Source organism: Arthrobacter ginsengisoli (assembly GCF_031456935.1).
Lineage (GTDB): Bacteria > Actinomycetota > Actinomycetes > Actinomycetales > Micrococcaceae > Arthrobacter > Arthrobacter ginsengisoli.
The window spans coordinates 1-3,314 of record NZ_JAVDVQ010000057.1; the positions used below are offsets into that span (position 1 = coordinate 1).

General features: G+C 66.1%; 2 protein-coding genes. One reads left to right on the forward strand and one right to left on the reverse strand.

The window, feature by feature from the left end:
* Nucleotide 1 precedes the first annotated feature (1 nt).
* Nucleotides 2-1,354, reverse strand: coding sequence for an MFS transporter (locus tag J2X01_RS21885; RefSeq protein WP_310062642.1), 1,353 nt, complete (start codon nt 1,352-1,354; stop codon nt 2-4).
* 414 nt (nt 1,355-1,768) lie between these two features.
* On the opposite strand from J2X01_RS21885, the gene J2X01_RS21890 reads away from it, so the two are divergent.
* A complete protein-coding gene (locus J2X01_RS21890; protein WP_310062644.1) occupies nt 1,769-3,304 on the forward strand; it encodes a class I adenylate-forming enzyme family protein in 1,536 nt (511 codons plus the stop codon).
* Nucleotides 3,305-3,314 lie beyond the last annotated feature (10 nt).

Below are 3,314 nucleotides of genomic sequence, written 5' to 3' on the forward strand. Positions count from 1 at the left end.
GTTAGTGGTCTTCGTGGAGGGATGTTTTGAAGCGTTCGGGGAGGGTGAGGGTGGCGGTGATGGAGATTGCGACGAGGCTGAGGGCGATCGTGGTGAGGGCTGCTGTTCCGTTGTCGGTGTTTTGGAAGATCCAGGCGGCGATGAAGGGGATGGGGGCGCCGAAGAACAGGCCGGCGAGGGTCATGCCGAGGGCGGAGCCGGTGTAGCGCATGCTGGTCGGGAGGGATTCTGAGAAGAACGCGGCTTGGGTGCCGGCGGTGACCTGGATGCCGCAGAGGGCGAGGGCGATGATTGCGACGCTGGCGGGGTAGTTCATGGTGTTCATGATGGGGAACATGGTGCCGGCGGCGATGCCCTGCATGGTCAGGCCCAGGAGGAAGGTCTTTTTGCGGCCGATGCGGTCGCTGAGCCGGCCGCCGAGGACGGCTGCGGGGATGGAGATGAGGTTGGCGACGAGGAGGAGTCCGAAGGTGATGGAGTTTTCGTAGCCGAGTTCCTTGGTGAGGTAGTTCACGGCGTAGGTGACGCTGATCCAGAACAGCCCGGCGGACGCGGCCCAGGAGAGCACGAGCTTGATGACGGTTCCGGGTTTCTTTACGATCACGGCCAGTGCGCGTTCCTGCGGGATGGCGGAGGCGGCGGCTTTGAGCTGGTTTTCTTTGAAGGCGGGGGTTTCTTCGACGCGGCGGCGGATGAACATGCCCACCACGAGCAGCAGCACGCCCATCAGGAAGGGGATCCGCCAGCCCCATGAGGCGAAGTCCTCCTTGGAGAGGAACATGGCCAGTCCGGTGAGGGTGATGGAGGCGAAGCTTTGGGCGAGCGGCGAGCCGGTGGCGAGGATGCCGCCGTAGAGGCCCCGGTGGTTCGTGGGGGCGTGTTCGACGACGAGGACCTGGACGCCGGTGGCTTCGCCGCCGAGGGCGAAGCCCTGGAGGAAGCGCAGGGTGACCAGCAGGATCGGGGCCAGGATCCCGGCGGTGGCGTAGCCGGGCAGCAGCCCGATCAGGATCGATGACGCGCCCATCAGGACCAGGGTGAACATCAGGACGTTGCGTCGGCCGATCTTGTCGCCGAGCGCGCCGAAGACGATCCCGCCGAGGGGGCGGGCGACCATGCCGGCGCCGAAGGTGGCGAAGGAGGCGAGGATCGCGGAGTTTTCGTCGAAGCTGGGGAAGAAGAGCTGGGGAAAGAGTGTCGCCGACAGGGTGCCGTACACGGCGAAGTCGAACCATTCGAGGGCTGTGCCAAAGGTACCGCTGACTACTGCACGGCGGCCCGTCTTCGGGTCGAACGTGGGTGCTTCGTGCACCAGGGTCGGAGGGGGCTGAACAGGGTTCGTCAATTCCGTCATAGGAACTCGCTCCTTGGATTGTTGGAAAGTCAGTGGCGTGCGCCGGTCTGCGTCGTGGGCAGCGGACCACAACGGCTCGCCGGTTCCTCTTCGTCAGGGAGGGCCTGGACCTGGCGGGGCAATGTCGCCCGGGAAGCAATGGTAAAGAACAAGCGTTCGTACGAAGTCTAGGGTGTGATGTGGATCGCACGCAAGGGGCGCCGGTCCGGGGCGGGGAATTCGAGCCGCGGCCGGAGTCCGCGTCCGGGCGGCCGGAGTCCATGGACGTGCCCCCAGGGCCGGGGGAGGATTGAACTGTCCCTTGCGGCGGCAATCAACTCATACTAGACTTCGAACGAACGCTTGTTCGTAGACGAATGAGTGCCGTGGAGTCCGGCTTGCCGGACCCGCACCAGCCCGACTGAGGAGTGAACAGTGCGAACGATTGGTGAGTGGATCAAGCTCAACCACCGGCGCTATCCGACGCGCGAAGCAATTGTCGACGGCGTCAGCCGGTTGACCTTCGCCGAGCTCGCAGAGCGTGCCTGGGGCCTGGGACGGGGCCTGCGGGACGCCGGTGTCCGCGCCGGCGACAGTGTCGGGGTGCTGGCCGGCAACTCGGCCTTCAACGCCGAAGTCTTCTTTGGGGTCGCCGCCGCCGGCGGCAGCTATGTCGCCTACAACTGGCGCTGGGCCCCGGCCGAGCTTGCCACGGGGATCAAGGAGACCGGAGCGAAGGTCATCCTGGTGGAGGACCGGCTCATCCCCAACGTGGAGGAAGCCCTGGAAATCCTGGGCCGGACCGAGCAGGAGCTCCCGCGGGTGGTCCGCCAGGGCGCCGAGATCGATGCCCTGCGCACCGGGTCGGGCCCGCTGGAGGACGTGGCCACCCTGGAGAGCCCGTTGTGCATCATTTACACCGGAGGCAGCACGGGTTCGCCCAAGGGTGTCATCATTTCCCACCGGGCAGCAGCCGCGAACGCGTTCAACGAGATGTATGACTGCGGGGTCGGGAACCGCCCGGAGGAGCGCGGCCTGATTGTCACGCCGTTCTTCCACTCCGCGGCGCTGCTGTGCTGGCTGGTCCCGCACTTCATCGCCGGGGCCACCAGCGTCATCGCGGAGAAGTTCAACGATGAACTCATCGTGGACCTGGTGGGCCGGGAACGGATCACCAACACGTTCCTGATCCCGAACATGATGCGCCGGCTGATGGAGAACGGGGTGTTCGCCGATCCGGGCATCCGGACCCACCTCAAGGCCGTCCACACCGGTGCCGGGCTGCTGCGGATGCCGGACAAGCAGCTGTTCACCGACCTGCTGCCCGGCGCTGACCTGTACTTCCGCTACGGCCTGACCGAGGCCGGGCCCATGGTGACCCGGCTCAAGCCCGCCGACATGCTGGACCCGGCCGTGGACGGCTCGATCGGCACCGAGTACCTGCTCGCCGAGGCGCAGCTCCAGGACCCGTTCGGGGCTCCGGTGCCCGCCGGGGAACTCGGTGAGATCTGCGTCAGGGGCCCGTCGCTGATGACCGGCTACTACGGCCGGCCCGAAGCCACCGCCGAAGCGTTCCGCGGCGGCTGGCTGCACACCGGAGACCTCGCGGTCCAGGATGAGCGCGGCTACTACTTCTTCCGCGACCGGCTCAAGGAAATGATCAAAACCGGCGGCGAGAACGTCTACTCCGCCGAAATCGAGCAGGCCCTGTATCTGCATCCCGCGGTCCTGGAAGCAGCCGTCGTCGGCGTCCCGGACCTGCGCTGGGACGAGGAGGTCCGCGCCGTCGTCGTCCTCCGCAGCGGCCTGCAGGCCGACAGCGCCGAAATCGCCTCCTTCCTCCGGACCCACCTCGCCGGCTACAAAATCCCGAAAAAAATCGTCTTCCTCGGCGCCGACCAACTACCCCGCTCCGCCGCCGGGAAACTCGTGAAATCACAACTCAAAACAAACCTCGGATGGGGCGCATGAAACTCGCAAC